We start from the raw sequence: 19,572 nt of genomic DNA on the forward strand, positions 1-19,572 counted from the left end.
TGGTGGAGGTCAGCGGCGGCCGACGAAAAAGGCGGCGGCCAGCGCCACCAGGCCCACCGCGACCAGCGGTGCGGTGACCGCGAAGGTCAGGAATTTGCTGGCGTTGATGATCGCCAGTACCGCGGCGGCACTCATGAACGCCAGGCCGACGAACAGCAGCCAGCCGGCGCTGCCGGCCGACGACGGCGCCACCCGCCGCACCACCAGGTGGTGCACGTAGGCGTTACGCACGAAGAAGTACACCAGCAGCAGCACCGCGAACACCGCCGCGCCGACCGCCAGGTCGCGCGTCGAGGTGTCGGTGACGGGCGCGCCCTCCACCGTCGACGGCACCACTTCAACCTGCCCGGTGCTGGCGGCCGGCGTGTCCGCCGGTGCGCCGGTGGTGGGCTCGGCGCCGGTCTCGCCCGGCAGCTTGAAGCCCGGATCGTCGGTTGGCGTCGCTGGAGTCTGGTCGTTCTGCATGCGTGGTTTCCTCGTGGGTCAGCGGCCCAGCCGCACCTGCGCGCCATCGCGCAGGTCGGTCAGCTGGTGGCCGAAAAGTGTTGTCTTCAGGCTGGCGACCTTGGTGCCGGCCTTGTCGTAAATCGGTTGCGTGGTGCCGGCGCGCGCCATCATCGTGCGCTGTTCGCCCTCCACCGTGACGAGCGCCTTGCGCGGGCGGCCCAGCGCGTACGCTCCGGCTGCCGCCGCGGCCAGCGCGCCAAGCGCCGCCGCCATCACGGCCAGCAGCGGGCCGACGCCGTAATGCACCCGGACCTCGATCGGCAGCACCGCGTGCGAGCCGTCGATGTTCGAGGGCGGAATGAAGATATCCGGCAGCGGGTCGCCCGGGAACAGCGCCGCCATGCGCTCGCGGAAGGCACGCGACAATACAAGGCGCTGGCCGGTCAGTGTCAGTTCGATCCGGCCCGGCAGCACGTAGGCCGAACCGGCCGAGCCGAGCGCCTGGAACGACCATTTGGACGGCAGCTGCGCGACCGGCAACTGCATCACCGACGCCAGCGGTACGCTCTCGCCCGGCGCAAGGCTGTCGACGGCGCCATTCGCCAGCCGTATCGGGCGCTCTTCGCCGCCCAGCACCGAGCGCGCGGACAGCGTCGCGCTGGCGATGGTGTACGGGTACATCGTGTTTTCGAGGTTCCAGCCGATCTTGGCGAGCGGGGTCTTGGCGTCGGGCGACACGTCGGCGCGCAGCATGCCGTTGGCGGCCATCGAAAACGACACGCCGGGCGCGTCTTCCACCTTGCGCGGCACCAGCCGCACGGTGGCGCGGTCCAGCGGCTTGAGGCGCGCGGGCGGCTCGGTGATCACCTTGGCGATGCGGCCGGACGCAAGCAGCGCATCGAGTTCGCTCGCTCCCTGCGCGCCGACCGCAAACACGTACACCATCAGGCCGTTTGCGCGGAACTGCTGCCCCTGCACCGGCATTTTCAACGGCCATGCAAGCGTTTTGGTGATGCCGCCGCCGGCATGGATCAGCTGGTAAAACTCGCGGTTGCGCAGCGCGGTGGCCTGGTCGTTGTTCGGGCTGTTGCGGTTGTTTGTCACCAGCCATACCAGGCCGGGCTTGCCGCCGAGCGCCTTGCCGGTCGCCGCCTGTACCGCCTCGCCAAGATCGGTGTCGGCCAGCGCGCCGCTGCCAGGCTTGCGCGCAGGCTGCAGCGAAGCGATCGCGCCGCGCACCTGCGCGCGCGCGCCGTCGCCGGCGACCCGCGCCGACAGCAGCGCCTTGGGCGACGGTGCGCCGGGACGGCTCTGGTTGAACGAGGCCAGCACCATCAGGTCGCCCGGCCGCGTCACGGCGGCGGCCAGTTCAATCACCAAAGGCTTGAACTGCGACGCCGGGTCAGCGTAAAACGGCTCCATCCAGCCCGAGTTCTGGACCAGGAACACATGCGACACGGCCAGCGCGGGCAGGCAGGCGCCGGCCAGCGCCGCGGCCGCGGCCAGGTGGATGCCAGCGCGCCTCACGACAGTTCTTCCAGTCGCCACCCGCGCATCTGGTTCCAGTCGGGATGGTGCAGCCACAGGCAGCTGTCGTACACGAACGGCACGCATTCGAGCGGCCGCGCGAGGCGCACGATGTCATCGAGGATGACGTTGCGCTTGCCGATCCATTCGGCGGTGGTGCGTGCAATCGTGCGGCCCGACAGCGCGTCTTCCGCCCTGCCGGTGTATTTGTGAAAGCGCAGTACCAGCCCGCTTGGCTGGCTGCGGTTGTTGTTGAAGCCGCGCAGCAGCGGCAGCACCAGCGTGTCGTCGTCGTGCGGGTCCTCGACGTGCTCGGGGTCCCAGGGTTCTCCGACCACGGCGTGGCCGCGCCGGAACATCAGGCTGGCAAAGCCCAGGCGCGCGCCGTTGACCGGCTCCGATTGCGGCGTCGCCGTGCCCAGTTCAAGGAACGAGTAGCCGTCGGCGCCATGCCCGATGAGCCACAGGCGGCCGTCGCGGCTTTGTGTCGGGCCGCCGAATTCAAGGCGCGGGGTCCAGCCACGCGGCCATGGCAGCCATTGCGGTACCGCGCCCGCGCGCCAGGACAACTGGCCCTGCGCGTGCAGCCAGGTGAGGCGCTCGTCGTAGGCCACCGGGCGGCTCCAGCCGGCGCCCGGAACGCCGCTGCAATCGAACACGCGCGGTTCGCGCCCGTCGGCATGGGCGGTCCACAGCTGCGTGGCGCCGTCACTGTTGAACAGGCAGGCGAGATGGCGCCGGATCATGCCCGGGCTGCTGGCCAGCGGCGCGTTGAGCAGGCATTCGGTGCGGTAGGTTTCGCTGACCGGGTTGATCCACAGCCGCTGCAAGCCGTCGTTTGTCGGCAGCAGCGCGACTTCGCCGCGGGTCGGGTTCAGTGCCGGTAGCCACGCGTACTCGGATGCACTGAAGGCCAGCGACGCGGCGCCGTCTTCGGCGGCCATCACATGCCACAGCTGCGCCATCGGGTCCCAGTATTGCAGCACGCCGCGTGCGCCGGCCAGCGCCAGCAGGCGCTGCACCGGAAAGCCATAGGTGCCGGCGGCAAACATGCAGTGGGCGTTGGGCGGCACCGGCATCGCCAGCTCGGGGCGGCCCACCTCGGGTGCGGCGGGCCGTTCTTCGAGGCTGTCGCCGAGCGGCAGCATGGTCACCGGCAGGCCGTGCGGCACGTGGCGCGGCAGGAACTGATCGGACGACGGCCCCCACCAGTCGGGCTGGCTTTTCAGCTGGCCCGCCAGCTTGTCGAGCGCGCGCCCGCAGTTGGGGCAGAACGCGAAGCCTTCCGGGTAGATCGCCGAGCAGTCGCACGACAACGGGAGCGATGCGCCAAGCAGCTGGGCGCAGTCGGGCACGCGGCCGCGCTCCTGGGCATGCCAATCGATCCGGCTCAAGCCTTCGCTCGATACCAGTTCAAATTGCCCGCTCTTGTCGTCCTCCAGCCAGACGCTGGCTGGCGCTTCCCATCGGTATGCCATCTCGCTCGCCTGATATATGTATGAATATACGCAACGATGCCCACCGCAATGGGGCGCTGTTGCTTGATAAATCATAGCGCAACTGGAAACTCCGGGCGGTTTAATTGCCCGGTACTATCAAGCGAACCCGGCGGGTGCGAAATCCGCTACTGCCGCAACGGGGATGGGACGCCCCAACCGTATAATGACGGGTTGTTTCCTTCGCAGAGCAGAACCATGACCACCGCCGCCACCGCTGCCGAGTTCGGCACCATTCCAAGCCATGTTGTTGATTCCGCCACGCAGCATGTGGGCGACATCTTGTCCACTGTGGTGGAACATGGGCCGGCGCACCGCGCGCTGGTGGTGTTCGACACCCGCTGCGACCTGGCGCGCGCGCTGGCCGAGGGCTACCGGCGCAATTTGCCTGACGCCGACTTCCTCGACTTCGACACTGCCGGGCCGGACGAAGTTCTGGCCGCGTTCAGGCAAATGCAGGCGTCCGACCTGGTCGTGCTGGTGCAGTCGACCAATTTCCGCATCGATGCATTCCGTATCCGCGTGGAATTGTTCAAGCTTGGCCTGAAGGTGATCGAACATGTGCACCTGTCGCGCATGCCCGGCGCGCAGGGCGAACACTATATCGAGTCGCTGGCCTACGACGCTGGCTACTACCGCGGCACCGGGCGCGCGCTCAAGGCGCTGATCGATGGCGCGGGTTCGGCGACGGTGTTCAGCGGCGGCGCCAAGCCGCTGGTGTTCGCATCGAGACTGGAGCCGGCCAAGCTCAATATCGGCGACTACAGCGACATGAACAACGTCGGCGGCCAGTTCCCGATCGGCGAGGTGTTCACCGAAGCGCAGGACCTTGAAGCGGTGAACGGCGAAGTGCGGGTGCACGTGTTCGGCGACACGGCCTACATGGTCAACCGCCCTGCCGTGCCGGTGACGCTGGTTATCGAACGCGGGCGGGTGATCGGCACGCGCGACGCGACCCCGGACTTCGAGCACGTGCTGGCGATGATCCGCGCCGACGAGGGCGAGGTGTGGGTGCGCGAGCTTGGCTTCGGCATGAACCGCGCCTTCACCATCGAGCGCCGGGTCAACGACATCGGCACCTACGAGCGCATGTGCGGCATCCACCTGTCGCTGGGCGCCAAGCATGGCGTGTACCAGAAGCCGGGCTTCAAGCGCAAGGACGCGCGCTACCACATCGATATCTTCGCGGTGACCGACGCGGTCTGGCTCGACGAGCGTCAGGTCTACAAGGATGGACACTGGGTGGTATAAGCCGCGCCGGAAAAGCAAAAGGCCCGCTTGCGCGGGCCTTTTGCATTGCAGTACAGTGGATTACTTGCGGCGGCGCGCTGCGGTCAAGCCAGCCAGGCCCAGGCCCATCAGGGCGATGCTCAGTGGCTCAGGAACTTCGCCTTCGGTTGGTGGCAGGACGACTTCGCCACGGGTCCCGACGATCTGCAGGCTCGATGCCTTCAGGCGGAAGGTGCCGAACGTGTTGCTGTTGGCGCTGAGCGAGGTGGTGAGGATCTCGATGCTCAGGAAACCGCTTGCGTTAATGCTGTCGATGGCCGCTTGTTGCAGTTGGATGATGTAGTCCGAACCACTGTTTGGCACGTTGCTGCCGGCATAGGTCTGGCCGCCGAACAGGAACTTGAAGTTTTCAACGCTCGATGAGTTGCCGGTATCGTCCAGAGTGATGGTCAGGGTACCGCCGGTGATGGTGTCGATGCCGACAGCGAATGGGTTCGTGATGTTGAGGAAGCTGTGATCATACTTGTGGCTCAGATTGTTGGCGCTCAGCGATACAGGAGGCGCTACTTCGCCGCCGACGGTCATGTCGAACGCGATTGGCGTGGCGCTTGCGGTACCCAGGGCGAACATGGTCAGTAAGGCGAAGGTCAGTTTTTGGACGATTTTCATATTTTTTCCTTGTGGCATTATTGTAGGAGTGTTCCTACGGGTGGTATAGCAGGAACCGTGCCAGCTGTTTCAGCTTGTTTAAAATCAAAGAGTTATGAAATAATCGAGAAAAATAAATTCTGAAGTGTAAGAAGTTCCGACATTCGAAAGCAACTAATGTTACTCCTAGAACAACGCGCACAATTCCAGCGCGACGGCTATCTTGTTATCCCGGGATTTAAGAGCGCAGACGACATCGCCCGGCTGCGCGAACGTGCCGGCCAGATTGTCGAGGCCTTCGATCCCGGCCAGAGCCGGTCGATTTTCACCACGCAGAACCAGACCACGGCCACCGACGCCTGGTTCCTCGGCTCGGACAACACGGTCCGCTGCTTTTTCGAGGAAGAAGCCTTCGATGCGGCCGGCCAGCTGCGCCAGGCCAAGGCGCTGTCGATCAACAAGATCGGCCATGCGATGCACGACCTCGACCCGGTGTTCGACGCCTTTTCGCGCGGCCCTGCGCTGGATGCGGTCGCGCGCGGGCTTGGCCTGGCCAAACCGCAAATCTGGCAGTCCATGTATATATTCAAGCAGCCCGGCATCGGCGGCGAGGTGCGCTGGCACCAGGACGCCACCTTCTTCGACACCGATCCGATCAGCGTCACCACCTTCTGGTTCGCGCTGGAAGACGCGACCGTCGATAACGGCTGCCTGTGGGTCGAACCGGGCGGCCACCTGGGCCCGCTGCGCGAGCGCTTCCTGCGCCATGGCGACGACATCCGCATGGAGCAGCTCGACGCCACCCCGTGGCCCGACGACAGCGTGGCGGTGCCGCTCGAAGCGAAGGCTGGCAGCCTGGTATGCTTCCACGGCCTGCTGCCCCACTACAGCGCCCCGAACCGCTCGCCGGTGTCGCGCCACGCCTACACCTTGCACGTGACCGACGCGCGCACCGCCTATTCCCCGCACAACTGGATCCAGCGCGACAGCACCCTGCCTGCGCGCGGCTTCCTGCCGTAACCGACACCGCCATCGATATGACGACGCCATACGAACTCTCGCCCCAGCAGCACGACGCCGTGAGCGCGCTGGACGGACCGCAGCGCTACCAGCACTTCATCGCCCGCATCGCCGACACCCAGGTCGTCTACGGCCTGCGCACCGAAGAGGGATGGGTGTCCGCCTGCGATGACGCCGGCGCCGAAGGAATGCCGGTGTGGCCCCATCCCGCGTACGCGCTCGCCTGTGCGGCCGGCGAATGGGCAGACGGCACGCCTGCCGCAATCGACGTGTTTGACTTTGCCGACGACTGGCTGCCGGCCATGTCGGCCCAGGCAGTCAATGCGATCGTTTTCCCGACCGCGGCGATGAGCGGCGTGCTGGTGGAAGCGGCGAAGCTGGGAGAAGACCTCGAAGAGGCACTGACGAAGTACTAGCGTCCGTGCGTTTCGGCCGCGAAGCGCGGCTGCACCTTTTCATACCCGGCAGGCGTCACGCCGCGGTCCGGCGCCCGTTTCGGCACCCGGATCGTCACCGTGGTTCCTTTGCCCGGGGCCGAGTCGACCTCCACGGTCCCGCCCAGCATGCCGGTCACGATGTTGTAGACGATATTCATGCCCAGGCCGGTGCCGCCCTGCCCCATCTTGGTGGTGAAGAAGGGATCGAATACCTGGTGCATCACCCGCGCCGGCATGCCCACGCCATTGTCGGCGAACAGGATCAGCACCTGCTCGTCGCCGACCGGATGCACCCGCACCGTGACGCGCGCCGCACTGTCGCCGTCGAAGGCATGCAGCAGCGCGTTGTTGATCAGGTTCGACAGCACCTGCCCGACGCTGCCCGGATACGAATCCATCACCAGCGTCGCGCAGACGTCGATCTCGGCATCGCAGCTGGCGCGCTTGAACTGCGCCGAGTACGTCGCCAGCGTGTCGCGCACCACGTCGCACAGGTCGAAGCGGCGGCGCTGGTCGCTGGTCTGGTCGACCGCCACCTGCTTGAACGAGGTAATCAGGTCGGCCGCGCGGCGCAGCGAGCTGGCCATGATCCCGCACGCCAGCTTGGTATCGGCCAGGTGCGCTTCCAGCGACGAGCGCTTCAAGCCACCCTCGGCGTAGCGGGCCTCGAATTCGGCCGCCATATCCGACAGCGCGGTGGCCGTCAGCAGGCTGTTGCCGATCGGGGTGTTCAGTTCGTGCGCGATGCCGGCCACCAGCGCGCCCAGCGATGCCATTTTTTCGGATGTGATCAGGTCCGACTCGGCCTGCTTCAAGGTCGCCTCGGTACGTTTGCGGTCGCTGATGTCCTGCACCACCCAGACGCCGCCACCGGCCAGGTCCGCTCCGTCCAGCGCCTTGCCGTTGATCAGGCACCAGATTTTCTCGCCGTCCTTGCGCACCAGCTCCGCCTCCAGCTCGGCGCGGGAATGCTTCGCACGCCCCGAAAACGGGCTGGGGCCGCCGCCCACCAGGATCCGGGTGCGCTGATTGCTGAGCTCTCCCGGCGCGTAACCCATGATTTCCTCCATGCCGCGGTTGCAGCGCAAGATGATCCCGCCGGAGAACAAGGCGATGCCGACGCTGGCGCTGTCCTGGAAGGCGCGCTGTTCATCGAGCGAGGTGCTGAGCCGATGCGCCAGGTTGCGGCTGCGGCGCGATGCGATCATCAGCGCCGCCACCAGCGCGCTGATGATGAAGCCCGCCGTGGCGACCAGGATCATGTCGGTGGCGTTGCGGCTGTAGCGGGCGCCGTTGATGGCGCTAAAGCTCATCACCCATTGGCGCGGCTGCACCTCGATCGTGGTCTCCCATGCCAGCCCAGGCAAAGGGGGATTTCCCGCCACGCGACTGTCGTAGATCAGCGTCCGGCCCGCAGCCTTGCCGCCGATGCCGGCATCGTGAACGCGCACCGCCAGGTGGGCCGCCAGCGCCGGGTCGATCACTTCACGCATCAGGTGGTTGACCCTGACGACGATGGCGAGCATGCCGACCAGCGCCTCGCGGCGCTGGGCCACGGTATTGAGCGGCATGCGCTGGCGGTACACCGGCGTGCGTGCGACGAACCCGGCGCCGCCGTTGGCCATCTGGATCAGGGCGATCGGCTCGGTCGCCACGATCATGCCGGTGTCGCGGCCGAGCTCCAGCGCGGCCAGGTGGGGCGGCAAGGTGGCAAGGTCCAGCCCAAAGGCAATTTCATTGCCGGCCATCGGTTCGTTGTAATCGATGATGTAGTGATCATCGCGTCCGGGCGCCGGCGCCACCTTGAAGTCGGGATAGCCGCGCGCGACCAGCGAGGTGTCGCGCCGCACAGATTCCTCGAAGCTGCCGATCGCGGCGCCCGGTACGTAGCGGACGAACTGGATCGCCTGGAAGCCGGGATAACGCTCGGCCAGATTGAGTTCGCCGATGAACTGGGCGAACTGGCTGCGCGTGACCTGGTCGTTGACGGCGAACATGCCCTTCAGGCTCATCAGCATGTCGAAGTAGGTTTGCAGGCGCACCTGGGTGTCGTTCGCGACCTTGTCGGCATCACGCTGGAAGTTGTTGCGGATGCGGGCGTCCTGCGCGTTGCTGACCAGGAGGCAGGTCCAGATGGTCAGGCAAATTCCGAGCGCGAACGCGAGGTAGCCGTAGGTGCGCGTCAGCCGCTGTTGCATGCGTATTTACCTCCCGAATTGCGGTCGGACCATCATACCGCCGGGCTGGCTTCATGTTTCAGGTTTTTTACACATCCGGCAAAACAATCCCAAAAGTAACGATTAGAATGCAGCTTCCCTTTTCCAAAACAACAACGGGTCACTATGAGACGTTTGCCAATCGGCGTTGCGGCGCTGTTCCTTGCCATGTCCGCGATCGCGGCGGAACCGTTCGACGACAAGTTCCGACAACTGGAAGAAGTACTGCCGACGCCGAACACCATCCGCAACGCCTCGGGCGCGCCCGGCCACGCCTACTGGCAGCAGCGCGCCGACTACACCATCCGCGCCCGCCTCGACGAAGCGAACCGCGCGATCTCGGCCACCGAGACCATCACCTACCACAACAATTCGCCGGACAGCCTGCCCTACCTGTGGATCCAGCTGGACCAGAACATCTTCCATCCGCAATCGGACGCCCGCACCACCGCCACAGTCGCCTCGCGCGACGCCTGGGCCAAGGCGCGCGGCGAAGAAGAAGGCATGAAGTTCGAAGGCATGCGCAGCATCCTGGAAAGCCGCACCTTCGATGGCGGCTTCAAGATCGGCGCCGTCAAGACCTCGTCCGGCCAGCCTTTGAAGTACACGATCAACAAGACCATGATGCGGATCGACTTGCCGCAGCCGATGAAGCCGGGCTCGCGCTTTACCTTCAACATCGACTTCAGCTACAACATCAATGAAGCGAAGGTGATGGGCGGCCGCACCGGCTACGAAAAATTCGACGACGACAAGAACGACCTGTTCGAGATCGCGCACTGGTTCCCGCGCATGGCGGCCTACTACGACGTCTACGGCTGGCAGCACAAGCAGTTCCTTGGCGCCGGCGAGTTCACGCTCGAATTTGGCGACTACGACGTCCAGCTGACGGTCCCGAGCGACCACATCGTCGCCTCCACCGGCGAGCTGCAGAACCCTGGCGCGGTGCTCACGGCAACCCAGCGCGACCGCCTCGAACGCGCGCGCACCTCGGATAAGCCGGTGATCATCGTCACCCAGAAGGAAGCCGAGGCGGCCGAGAAGCGCCGCGCCACCGACACCAAGACCTGGCACTTCAAGGCCAGGAACGTGCGCGACTTCGCGTTTGCCACCAGCCGCAAGTTCATCTGGGACGCCCAGGGCTACAAGAAGGGCGGCACCAACACGATGGCGATGTCGTACTACCCGAAGGAAGGCAACCCGCTGTGGGAGAAGTATTCGACCCAGGCGATCATCCATACCATCGAGCAGTACAACAAGTACTCGCTGGACTACCCGTACCCGGCTGCGATTTCGGTCAACGGCCCGGTGGGCGGCATGGAATACCCGATGATCTCGTTTAACGGACCGCGTCCGACCAAGGACAAGAAGACCGGCGAGCTCACGTATTCGAAGCGCACCAAGTATGGCCTGATCGGCGTCATCATCCATGAAGTGGGCCACAACTACTACCCGATGATCATCAACTCCGATGAGCGCCAGTGGACCTGGATGGACGAGGGCCTCAACACCTTCGTGCAGTACATGGCGCAGCAGGCGTGGGAAGAGAACTATCCGCAGTCGCGCGGCGAGCCGCGCGCCATCGTCGACTACATGCGCAGCCGCAACCAGGTGCCGATCATGACCAACTCGGAGTCGCTGCTCCAGTTCGGGAACAACGCCTATTCGAAGCCGGCCGCCGCGCTTAACGTACTGCGCGAAACGGTGCTGGGCCGCGAGCTGTTCGACTTCGCGTTCCGCGAATATGCGCAGCGCTGGAAGTTCAAGCGCCCTACCCCGGCGGACTTCTTCCGCACCATGGAAGACGCGTCGGGCACCGACCTCGACTGGTTCTGGCGCGGCTGGTTCTACACCACCGACGCGGTCGACGTCAGCGTCGACGGCATCACCGAGTACGGCATCAGCAGCAAAAATCCGGATACCGAGAAGGCCCTGCAGCGCGCGCGCCGCGCCGAAGAGCCGGTATCGGTGACTGCCCAGCGCAACAAGGGCATGCCGCGCCGCGTCGATGCGCAGCCGGAGCTGAAGGACTTCTATAACGAGAACGACGACTTCACGGTCACCAACAAGGACCGTAACAAGTACAACGAAACGATGGAATCGCTGGAAGACTGGGAAAAGGCGCTGCTTGCGCAGGGCAAGCACCTGTACCTGGTCGACTTCACCAACGTCGGCGGACTGGTCACCCCGCTGGTGCTCGAAGTGGAGCTCAAGAGCGGCAAGAAGACCATCGAGCGCATTCCTGCCGAAGTGTGGCGCATGTCGTCGAAGAAGATCACCAAGCTGATCGTCACCGACGAGCCGATGGTCGGCCTGACCCAGGACCCTTACTGGGAGACGGCCGACATCGACGTGTCCAACAACAGCTGGCCGCGCAAGGTCACCCCGTCGCGCCTGGAGCTGTTCAAGACCAAGCGCGGCGAGGGCGACATGATGAAGGACTTCAACACGCCATTGAAGGCCAAGGCCAAGGAGCAGGACAAGGCGGCCGCGCCCGAGAAGGCCGGGGAGTAAGCCATCGCCTTGCATCGCCTGAAGTTCCTCGCCGCCGCCGCGCTGGTCTGCATCAGCGCGGCGGCGCACGCGCACCGCTACCACGCCGGCATCACCGACATGTCGTTCAACGCCCGCACCGGTAGCACCGAGATCGTCCACACCTACATGCTGCACGATGTCGAAGCGCTGCTGTCGAACCTGTACCAGCGCCAGTTCGACCTGCAGGATCCCGAGGATGAGGCAATCCTGCGCAAGTACCTCGAACAGCGCTTCTATTTGCTCGCGCCCGACAAAACGCGCCTGCCGCTGCGCTGGGTCGGCGTCACCGTCGACCCGCAAAGCGTGATCATCTATCAGGAGGCCGAGGGCACGCCGTTCGACAAGATCGCCGCCATCCACGATGAAGTGCTGATCGACTTCCTGCCCGGCCAGGTCAACACCGTCAATATCGCGCCGGGCGGGGTGGTGCGCTCGCTTACCTTCCAGCGCGACAGCGTCCGCCAGAATCCATGAACCGGCTGCGAACGCGGCTGCTGGCGGCGGCCATCGGCGCCTGGTGCTGCCAGGTCCCAGCCTACGCCGACCCGATGCTGCCGGCGGTACTAATTCACGGCGCGCGCGACAGCGGCTTGGGACGGCTTGACTCGGCCAGCGCCGGCAGCGTCTCGCGCCAGCAGCTCGAAGCGCGCACCGTCTACCGTCCCGGCGAATTGCTGGAAGCGGCGCCCGGCGTGCTGGTGACCCAGCACAGCGGCGAGGGCAAGGCCAACCAGTTTTTCCTGCGCGGCTTTAACCTCGACCACGGGACCGACCTGCGCACCACGGTCGACGATATGCCGGTCAACCAGCGCAGCCATGCGCATGGCCAGGGCTGGACCGACCTTAATTTCCTGATGCCCGAACTGGCGGCCCGCCTCGATTACAAAAAGGGGCCGTACTCGGCACGCGAAGGCGACTTCGCATCGGCCGGCAGCGCGTCGGTCATTTACGCCAACCGGCTGGCGCGCAGTATCGCCAGTATCGCCGCGGGGCAGCACGGCTACCGCCGCGCCATGACGGCGGCGTCGCCCGAAGCATTCGGCGGCAACCTGCTGTACGCGCTGGAACTGCTGCACAAGGACGGCCCATTTACCACCCCGGAAGACTACCGCAAGGTCAACGCCGTGCTGCGTTACAGCCGGGGCTACGCCAACAACGGCTTCAGCGTCGCGGCGATGGCCTACCGGGGCCGCTGGAATGCGAGCGACCAGATTCCGCAGCGCGCCGTCGATGCCGGGACGATCGGCCGCTTCGACACGGTCGATGCAAGCGACGGCGGCGACGCGCAGCGCTATAGCGTGTCCGGCACCTGGCGGCGCACCGCCACCGACTCGGCGTCCAAGGTCAATGCCTTCGTCATCCGCAATCGCACCGACCTGTATTCGAACTTCACCTACTTCCTGAACGATCCGGTCAACGGCGACCAGTTCGCCCAGCCGGACCGGCGCGTCACCAGCGGGCTCAATGCGACGCACAGCTGGCACCTGCATGGCGCGCGGCGCGCGACCGACATCACCGCCGGCGTCCAGCTCCAGAACGACAATATCTTCAACGGCTTGCTCAACACGCGCGAACGCAGGCGCTTGTCGGCGACGCGCGAAGACCATGTCGTCGAAAGCAGCGCCGGTATGTTCATTGAAGCGTCCACCCAATGGAACCCGATGCTGCGCACGACCGCGGGGCTGCGCAGCGATCACTACCGTTTCAAGGTAGGCAGCGACCGCGCCGCGAACTCCGGCGCCGTGCGCGACCATCTCGCCAGCCCCTCGCTCAGCATCGTGCTGGCCCCGGCCAGCACGGCTGAACTGTATTTCAACATGGGCACCGGCTTTCACAGCAACGATGCGCGCGGCACCACAGCGGCGTTCGACCCGGCCAGCGGCGATGCCGTCCAGCCCGCGCCCGGCCTGGTGCGCTCGCGCGGCATCGAAGCGGGTTTGCGCATCGAGCCGGTGCAGTCCTTGCAGACCGGCGTGGCGGTGTACCGGCTGGCGTTCGACTCCGAGCTGACTTACCTGGGCGACGCCGGCGCCACCGAAGCCGGACTGCCGAGCGTGCGCCACGGCGTCGAGGTGTCGAACTCGTACAAGCCAGTGAAGTGGCTGTCGATCGACCTGGACCTGGCCTACGCGCATGCGCGCTCGCGCGGCGCGGCGCCAGGGCAGGCGCATATCGCCGGCGCCGTCGAAGGCGTGGGCCAGCTTGGCGTCACCGTAAGCCGCCGCGGCGCGTGGTCCGGCTCGGCCAACCTGCGCTATGCCGGCCCGCGCCCGCTGGTCGAGGACAACAGCGTGCGCCGCGGCGGCGGCGCCACCCTGAATGGGCGCATCGGCTACCGCGTCGACAGCCGCCTGCGTCTGGAGCTGGAAGGCTTCAACCTGCTGGACCGGCGCGATGCGGCGATTTCGTACTACTATTCTTCGCGCTTGCCGGGCGAAAGCCAGGCACGGGACGACGTCCACTTCCATCCGCTCGAACCGCGCAATTTCCGCCTCTCCGCCATCCTGCAGTGGTAGGCACGGCTTCGCCTGAAGGCGCGAAAAATGGTAGGCTTGCGCCATGAACCATGTTGAACCACCCTATACCGATCCCGCGCGGCTGTCCGCCGCGTTGAAAGACGACGGCTACGCTGTCCTGCACCCGCGCGACGTCTGCGCGCTGGCGGGCTGCGAACCCGCAGACCTGGCTGCGCTGGCGCCCAGCTGGGACCACCTAGAACTCGACAACTACCTGAAGGACGCGGGCCGCTACCGGCGCCGGCGTCACTCCTGCTTCATCCAGGACGGCGACAAGATCGCGCAAGCGCCGCACCGCGCTCACTGGCAGCCGGTCGAATACAACGCGCTCCATGGCGGCATGCACCGTTTGTTCGAGCCGATTGAACCGTCGACCGTCGCCCAGCCGGGCTGGCAGCGCCTGCTGCGCAGCCTGGGCGAAGTGTGCTCCTGGGCGGCAGGGGTGCACCGCTGGCACGTGGAAGCGCACCAGTTCCGCATCGATACGCTCGAAGGCATCGGCCGCCCGACCCCGGAAGGCGCGCACCGCGACGGGGTCGACTTTGTCGCCGTGCTGCTGGTGGGCCGCAGCCATATCAAGGGCGGCGAGACGCGCCTGTTCGAGGCCGAGGGCCCGAACGGCAAGCGCTTCACGATGCTGGAGCCATGGACGCTGCTGCTGCTCGACGATGCGCGGGTCATTCACGAGTCGACGCCGATCCAGCCCGATGGCGCCAACGGCCATCGCGATACGCTGGTGCTGACGTGGCGCGCCGCCGGCTTCCAGGGCGAGCACGCGCCGTAATGTGACTTTACTTGTCACGCAATTTCATCTTTACCATTGGCGCACTGTGGGATAGTCTTGACAGGCGAAGCGCGCAGCAAGGAGCGGTTTTTGGAATCAACGCAAGACACACAGCAGCAGTTCGAGATCCTGATCGTCGAGGACAGCCCGACCCAGGCCGAACGCCTGCGCCGCCTGATCGAGTCGCGCGCCTACGGCGTGCGGGTCGCGGCCAATGGCCGGCTGGCGCTGGAAGCGATCCGCGAGCGCAAGCCGCACCTGGTCCTGTCGGACATCATCATGCCCGAAATGAACGGCTATGACCTGTGCCGCGCCATCAAGACCGATGCGCAACTGCTGGACATTCCGGTAATCCTGGTCACCGCGCTCAACGACGCCCGGGATATCATCCGCGGCATCGAGTGCGGCGCCGACAATTTTGTGCGCAAGCCCTACGCCGACGAGTACCTGTTGGCCCGCATCAGCCAGATGCTGGCCAACCAGCTGCTGCGCCGCGACGCGAATGTGGAAACCGGGGTGGCGCTGTACCTGGGCGAGCAGAAGCACTTCATCAACGCAGGCCGCCAGCAGATCCTCGACCTGCTGATCTCGACCTACGAGCAGGCCGTGCACGTCAACGGCGAACTGCAGGCGCGCGAACGCCAGGTCATCGAACTGAACATGCGGCTGGCGCACCACGCCGCCGCGCTGGAAAACACCAACCGCGAGATCGCCGGCAAGAACCTCGAACTGGCCGAAGCGAGCCGCATGAAGTCTGCCTTCATCGCCAATATGTCGCACGAGCTGCGCACTCCGCTCAACGCCATCATCGGGTTTACCGGCGCGCTGCTGATGAAGCTTGCCGGTCCGCTGACCTTCGACCAGGACAAGCAGCTCAACACGATCCGCACCAGCGCGCGCCACCTGCTCTCGCTCATTAACGACATCCTCGACGTGGCCAAGATCGAGTCGGGCAAGGTGACGCTGGCCGCCGAGCGCGTGCACTGCCAGAACCTGCTCAGCGAAACCGCCGATTCGCTGCGCCCGCTGGCCTCGCAAAAAGGACTGGCGCTGGTGCTCGACCTGCCGGAAACGCCGCTGGTGATCGCCTCGGACCGGCGCGCGCTGACCCAGATTGTCATCAACCTGGTCAACAACGCCATCAAATTCACCGAACAGGGCACGATCAGGCTCGCGCTGTCGCAGCGCGCAGGCGATGGCGGCTCGGTAACCGTTATCTCGGTGCAGGACACCGGCAGCGGCATCCGCCCGGAAGACCAGGCCAAGCTGTTCCAGGCGTTCTCGCAGCTCGATTCGACCTCGACCCGCAACGTCGAGGGCGCCGGGCTCGGGCTCTACCTGTGCCAGAACCTGGCCAGCCTGTTGGGCGGCAAGCTGACCCTCACCAGCGAATTCGGCCACGGCAGCACCTTCACACTCACCATCCCAACGCGCGAGTTCCACAACGCCGTATAACCGGCCGTCCTGATAAAAGTCTAACTTGCAGTTAAATGATTCCCACAAGCACTGAAAATTGCGCTAATGTGACGGGGTTTTGATTTGACAATACGGGGCCAGACGCCCGTCTCACGATGCTCAAATATCCAGCCCCCCTGCGCCGACGCGCCGTTCCCGGCCTGATCGCCGCCCTGCTCATCGCGCCGCCGGTCGCGCTGGCCAACGAAGCGAGCGCGCTCGCCGAACTGAAGGCGATCCGCGCCATGACCGCCCATGCCGACACCGAAGCGGCACGCCGCATCGCGATGGTGCGCCTGTCGCTGCCGCCGGATGCCTCGCCCCTGCTGCGCCGCGAACTGGAAAACATCGAAGCGCGCGTGACCGGCTGTGCGGCGCCCGGCGCGATGAACGCCGCCGCGGCCCTCGCCGCCGCTGCCGCCGCGCAGGGAACGCCGGGGGCGCCGTCGGAAGTGCGCGCGGTCGGCAAGCCCGCACTTGGCGTACCCGCCTTCGGCACCACGCCGGCGCGCGCGCCGGGCCTGCACGGCGCACAGCCGGGCGGCTCCCGCGCTGCCGCCACGATGCCGCGCGCGCAGCGCCTGCGCCTGCTGGCCACGACCTTGGCGGCGGTGGCCGCTGCCGCCCTCGCCGGGGCGGCATTCATCATGTACCGGCGCTCGCAGGACAAGAGCGAGCGGCTGGCGCAACTGGACCGCGTGCTGAACGACCAGGCGCGGCGCGATCCGCTGACGCGCCTGCAGAACCGCCGCGCCTTCGTCGATAAAATGGCCGACCGGGCCGAGTCGATGCCGCTCAACCGGACTGCCACCGACTGCATCTCGCTGATCAACATCGATCATTTCAGGCTGGTCAACGACCGCCTCGGCCACGACGTGGGCGACGCGGTGCTGGCCGAAATCGGCCGCCGCCTGCACAAGGTGGTGCGCGATTCCGACATGCTGGTGCGCTGGGGCGGCGAGGAGTTCCTGGTGTTCTCGCCTGACGCCCACCCGCAGCAGATGCGCAAAATGCTGGAGCGCGTCATGGGAGCGGTGGGCTCGACGCCCGTGCAGGTCGACGGCCATTCGATCCCTGTCACCATCAGTGTCGGCCTGGCCCACCTGCCGTTCGCCGGGATTCCGGAGTTTACATTCGACTGGCAAAAAGTCGTCAGCCTGGCCGACAAGGCGCTCCACCTGGCCAAGCAGCAAGGGCGCAACCGCGCCGTGGCGGTGGCCGGACTCTCCGGCGACCACGACGCGGCCATGGCCGCGCTCGAAACGGACTTCGGCCGCGCCATCGAACAGGGCATGGTCGAGACCATCTCCGTGCCGGGGCCTTCCGGCGCGCAAGTCAAGCAGCTGCATCCGGCCTGACCAGGCACAAAAAAACGCTAGGTCGCCGTTACCGCCGTCCCGTCGTGCCCGCGCAAGGCGGGCACCCATACCAGGGATGCTGGAACCGCGAGACCCCGGTCGGCTACCAACGTCGCCCCTGCGAAGGCAGGGGTCCATACTCGGCATGTTGCGTATGGGCCCCTGCCTTCGCAGGGGCGACGTTGGCCTGCATTGCCGAAGCGGTGACATCGCCCAAAAAAAACGCCCGCAGGCCAGTTCGGCGGGCGGGCGATAATCCAATGCGAAGATTGGAGGAGACAAGTCCAATATAGTCGCTGAAATGGTGCACCGCAATACAGTAAAAATACTGTATACCCTGTTTCCGCCGCCCGCAACAGCCGCATCCCGCCCCGCGCCTCCCTCCCCTTGCAGTTTTAACAAGGCTCCGCGCCTGGTCCGGCCAGCTAGCAGGCAGGCACTTTTCATCATCCAACGATATACTTCGTGCAATTGAGCTAAAACGAAACGTTGATCCAATATGATGATGCGATGGTTTACCTCGGCCGCCGCGCCGCTGCTGCTGGGCGCCTGCGCGCTGGCTCCTCCCCCTTCCAAAGTAGATGCACCGCTGCCACCCGCCTGGCAGGCTCCGCTGGCCCATAACGGCAGCGTGGCCGACCTGGCGCATTGGTGGTCCAGCCACGGCGACCCGCTGCTGGTCGAGCTGGTCAACGCCAGCCAGCAAGCCAGTCCGACCATTTCCGCAGCCGCGGCGCGCATCGCCAGCGCGCGCGCGCAGCGCACAGCGGCCGGCGCCGCGCTGCTGCCGTCGCTGGACGGCTTCGCCAGCGTCAACCGCGCCAGCCAGCAAAGCGCGATGCCAAGCGGGACCACCTCGCAACTGGGCGTACAGACGGCCTGGGAAATCGACGTGTTCGGCGCGCGCCGCGCCGGCCGCAATGCCGCCGGCGAGCGCCTGCTCGGCGCCGGCGCGCAATGGCACGACGCCCGCGTGGCGGTCGCCGCCGAAACCGCCAACCAGTATTACAGCCTGCGCGCCTGCGAGCAGCTGCTGAACGTCGCCAGCCAGGACGCGGTCTCGCGGCGCGACAGCGCGCGCCTGACCAGCATGGCCGCCGAAGCAGGCTTCCAGGCCCCGGCCAACGCCGCGCTGGCGCGTGCCAGCGCAGCGGACGCCAGCAACCGCGCCACCCAGCAGCGCGCCCAATGCGACATCGAGGTCAAGGCGCTGGTGGCGCTGACGGCCGTTGCGGAGCCTGAACTGCGCAAGCGGCTGGCCGCGTCGCGGCCGGCGGAACCGGCGCCAATCGCCATCGCCGCCCTGCCCGCGCAGGTGCTGGCGCAGCGCCCCGACGTATATGCGGCCGAACGCGACGTCGCCGCCGCCAGTTTCGAGGTCGGCAGCGCGCAGGCGCAACGTTATCCGCGCCTGTCGCTGCAGGGCATGGTCGGCGCGGCCAATTTCCGCAGCGGCGGCGAAAACACCGAACTGACCGCATGGACGATCGGGCCGCTGGCCCTGACCGTGCCGATCTTCGATGCCGGCACCCGCCGCGCCAATGTCGCCGCGGCGCGCGCCAATTACGACGACGCGGTGGTGCGCTACCGCGCCACCGCACGCCAGGCCGTGCGCGAGGTCGAGGAAGCGCTGGTACGCCTGGACAGCGCGGCGGCGCGCACCAGCGACGCCCAGACCGCGCTGGACGGCTACCGCGCCGCTTTCGTGGCCGCCGAAGACCGCTACAAGGGCGGCTTTGGCAGCCTGCTCGAACTGGAAGACGCGCGCCGCACCCGGCTGGCCGCTGAAAACGCCGTCATCGCACTGCAACGCGAGCGCAACGCCGCATGGATCGCGCTGTACCGCGCCACCGGCGGCGGCTGGACCGGCGCCGCGCAAACCGAACCGACTACCTGATTCAAG

At 66.3% G+C, this 19,572-nt stretch carries 15 protein-coding genes; 10 read left to right on the top strand and 5 right to left on the bottom strand.

Annotation, left to right across the window (positions count from 1 at the left end):
- Positions 1-9 precede the first annotated feature (9 nt).
- The 3 genes from I4X03_RS18430 to I4X03_RS18440 are packed head-to-tail and all read right to left on the bottom strand — an operon-like array spanning position 10 to position 3,452.
- Entirely contained in the window at positions 10-465 is a 456-nt protein-coding gene (locus I4X03_RS18430; protein ID WP_223469712.1) for a hypothetical protein, read from the bottom strand.
- An 18-nt stretch (positions 466-483) separates the two neighbouring features.
- Entirely contained in the window at positions 484-1,974 is a 1,491-nt protein-coding gene (locus I4X03_RS18435; RefSeq protein WP_223469713.1) for a hypothetical protein, read from the bottom strand.
- Positions 1,971-3,452: a zinc ribbon domain-containing protein gene (locus I4X03_RS18440; protein ID WP_223469714.1), complete on the bottom strand. Its 1,482-nt coding sequence runs from the start codon at positions 3,450-3,452 to the stop codon at positions 1,971-1,973. The genes I4X03_RS18435 and I4X03_RS18440 overlap by 4 nt, the downstream gene beginning before the upstream one ends.
- Before the next feature lie 216 nt (positions 3,453-3,668).
- Between I4X03_RS18440 and I4X03_RS18445 the strand changes: the two genes are divergently transcribed.
- The gene (locus tag I4X03_RS18445) at positions 3,669-4,721 is read left to right on the top strand and encodes a hypothetical protein (protein ID WP_223469715.1); all 1,053 of its coding nucleotides are present in this window, start codon (positions 3,669-3,671) and stop codon (positions 4,719-4,721) included.
- A 60-nt stretch (positions 4,722-4,781) separates the two neighbouring features.
- On the opposite strand, the gene I4X03_RS18450 is transcribed toward I4X03_RS18445, so the two are convergent.
- Positions 4,782-5,369 (bottom strand): PEP-CTERM sorting domain-containing protein, encoded by a 588-nt coding sequence (locus I4X03_RS18450; RefSeq protein WP_223469716.1) that lies wholly within the window; start codon positions 5,367-5,369, stop codon positions 4,782-4,784.
- Positions 5,370-5,525: 156 nt separating this feature from the next.
- Here I4X03_RS18450 and I4X03_RS18455 point away from each other — a divergent pair, with 156 nt between their 5' ends.
- Positions 5,526-6,368, top strand: coding sequence for a phytanoyl-CoA dioxygenase family protein (locus tag I4X03_RS18455; protein ID WP_223469717.1), 843 nt, complete (start codon positions 5,526-5,528; stop codon positions 6,366-6,368).
- A gap of 17 nt (positions 6,369-6,385) precedes the next feature.
- Positions 6,386-6,784 (top strand): DUF2750 domain-containing protein, encoded by a 399-nt coding sequence (locus I4X03_RS18460; protein ID WP_223469718.1) that lies wholly within the window; start codon positions 6,386-6,388, stop codon positions 6,782-6,784.
- Here I4X03_RS18460 and I4X03_RS18465 read toward each other — a convergent pair.
- On the bottom strand, positions 6,781-9,003 hold the full coding sequence (locus I4X03_RS18465) for a CHASE domain-containing sensor histidine kinase (RefSeq protein ID WP_223469719.1): 2,223 nt from the start codon (positions 9,001-9,003) through the stop codon (positions 6,781-6,783). The two genes, I4X03_RS18460 and I4X03_RS18465, sit on opposite strands and share 4 nt — an antisense overlap.
- Positions 9,004-9,147: 144 nt before the next feature.
- Here I4X03_RS18465 and I4X03_RS18470 point away from each other — a divergent pair, with 144 nt between their 5' ends.
- The 7 genes from I4X03_RS18470 (at position 9,148) to I4X03_RS18500 (ending at position 19,566) form a co-directional block, all read left to right on the top strand.
- Complete coding sequence (locus I4X03_RS18470) at positions 9,148-11,535, top strand: M1 family metallopeptidase (RefSeq protein ID WP_223469720.1); 2,388 nt, start codon at positions 9,148-9,150, stop codon at positions 11,533-11,535.
- Positions 11,536-11,544: 9 nt separating this feature from the next.
- Positions 11,545-12,030, top strand: coding sequence for a DUF6702 family protein (locus I4X03_RS18475; RefSeq protein ID WP_223469721.1), 486 nt, complete (start codon positions 11,545-11,547; stop codon positions 12,028-12,030).
- Positions 12,027-14,072, top strand: coding sequence for a TonB-dependent receptor (locus I4X03_RS18480; protein WP_223469722.1), 2,046 nt, complete (start codon positions 12,027-12,029; stop codon positions 14,070-14,072). The genes I4X03_RS18475 and I4X03_RS18480 overlap by 4 nt, the downstream gene beginning before the upstream one ends.
- 43 nt (positions 14,073-14,115) lie before the next feature.
- A complete protein-coding gene (locus I4X03_RS18485; RefSeq protein ID WP_223469723.1) occupies positions 14,116-14,856 on the top strand; it encodes a 2OG-Fe dioxygenase family protein in 741 nt (246 codons plus the stop codon).
- Positions 14,857-14,946: 90 nt separating this feature from the next.
- Positions 14,947-16,311, top strand: a complete 1,365-nt coding sequence (locus I4X03_RS18490) for a hybrid sensor histidine kinase/response regulator (RefSeq protein WP_223469724.1) — start codon at positions 14,947-14,949, stop codon at positions 16,309-16,311.
- 116 nt (positions 16,312-16,427) lie between these two features.
- On the top strand, positions 16,428-17,669 hold the full coding sequence (locus I4X03_RS18495; protein WP_223469725.1) for a GGDEF domain-containing protein: 1,242 nt from the start codon (positions 16,428-16,430) through the stop codon (positions 17,667-17,669).
- 499 nt (positions 17,670-18,168) lie between these two features.
- Positions 18,169-19,566, top strand: coding sequence for an efflux transporter outer membrane subunit (locus I4X03_RS18500; protein ID WP_223469726.1), 1,398 nt, complete (start codon positions 18,169-18,171; stop codon positions 19,564-19,566).
- The last annotated feature ends 6 nt before the right edge of the window (positions 19,567-19,572 follow it).

This window comes from Massilia soli, assembly GCF_016809835.1.
In the GTDB taxonomy this organism is placed as follows: Bacteria; Pseudomonadota; Gammaproteobacteria; order Burkholderiales; family Burkholderiaceae_D; genus Telluria_A; species Telluria_A soli.

Bases quoted from the DNA above. Each gene is read 5' to 3' on its own strand.
- I4X03_RS18480 (WP_223469722.1), top strand. From the start codon at position 12,027: ATGAACCGGCTGCGAACGCGGCTGCTGGCGGCGGCCATCGGCGCCTGG.
- I4X03_RS18500 (WP_223469726.1), top strand. From the start codon at position 18,169: ATGATGATGCGATGGTTTACCTCGGCCGCCGCGCCGCTGCTGCTGGGC.
- I4X03_RS18440 (WP_223469714.1), bottom strand. From the start codon at position 3,452: ATGGCATACCGATGGGAAGCGCCAGCCAGCGTCTGGCTGGAGGACGAC.
- I4X03_RS18460 (WP_223469718.1), top strand. From the start codon at position 6,386: ATGACGACGCCATACGAACTCTCGCCCCAGCAGCACGACGCCGTGAGC.
- I4X03_RS18495 (WP_223469725.1), top strand. From the start codon at position 16,428: ATGCTCAAATATCCAGCCCCCCTGCGCCGACGCGCCGTTCCCGGCCTG.
- I4X03_RS18430 (WP_223469712.1), bottom strand. From the start codon at position 465: ATGCAGAACGACCAGACTCCAGCGACGCCAACCGACGATCCGGGCTTC.
- I4X03_RS18470 (WP_223469720.1), top strand. From the start codon at position 9,148: ATGAGACGTTTGCCAATCGGCGTTGCGGCGCTGTTCCTTGCCATGTCC.
- I4X03_RS18445 (WP_223469715.1), top strand. From the start codon at position 3,669: ATGACCACCGCCGCCACCGCTGCCGAGTTCGGCACCATTCCAAGCCAT.
- I4X03_RS18465 (WP_223469719.1), bottom strand. From the start codon at position 9,003: ATGCAACAGCGGCTGACGCGCACCTACGGCTACCTCGCGTTCGCGCTC.
- I4X03_RS18485 (WP_223469723.1), top strand. From the start codon at position 14,116: ATGAACCATGTTGAACCACCCTATACCGATCCCGCGCGGCTGTCCGCC.
- I4X03_RS18450 (WP_223469716.1), bottom strand. From the start codon at position 5,369: ATGAAAATCGTCCAAAAACTGACCTTCGCCTTACTGACCATGTTCGCC.
- I4X03_RS18455 (WP_223469717.1), top strand. From the start codon at position 5,526: ATGTTACTCCTAGAACAACGCGCACAATTCCAGCGCGACGGCTATCTT.